This is a genomic window from Pantoea sp. 18069 (assembly GCF_902706035.1).
Classification (GTDB): Bacteria; Pseudomonadota; Gammaproteobacteria; order Burkholderiales; family Burkholderiaceae_C; genus Comamonas.
This window is the reverse complement of record NZ_CACSJA010000136.1, coordinates 1-406: the sequence shown is the minus strand read 5'-3', so window position 1 is coordinate 406 and position 406 is coordinate 1. Positions and strand designations below refer to the sequence as shown.

General features: G+C 34.5%; 1 protein-coding gene. It reads left to right on the top strand.

Translation table 11 applies throughout. The features are described 5' to 3' along the window. Positions 1 to 406 (top strand): hypothetical protein (locus GVL12_RS25905; protein WP_368855052.1); only part of this gene is annotated, 406 nt, incomplete at both ends.

Genomic DNA, 406 nt, shown 5'->3' with positions numbered 1-406 from the left:
GGCTTACAACTTGCTAGGCGTGAAGCAAGTTTGAATAAAGCCAATCTTAGCAAAATACAAACCCTAACCGCACAAAGTTTAAAAATGGAGCGTGGAGCTAATCGCTACGAGAATAACGAAAAGCAACCCCAATACATACAAGATTATAAAACTTACGCTCAATTTAAAGAACAAGAAAAAGCATTGCTTCAAAGAATACAAGAACAAGAGCATAAATTAACGCAAATGGCCCTAGAATTGAAAAAAAAAGAAAAAGAGATACAAGACAAGGCTAAAGAGTTAAAATCGAAAGAAAACGAATTACAAGCGAAAATAGAGCAACATCAAAAACATATACAAAATTTAGAACTAGGACACGAAAGAGCTTTAAAGGAGCTTACACAAGAGTTTGAAAAGCGTTTAAGCC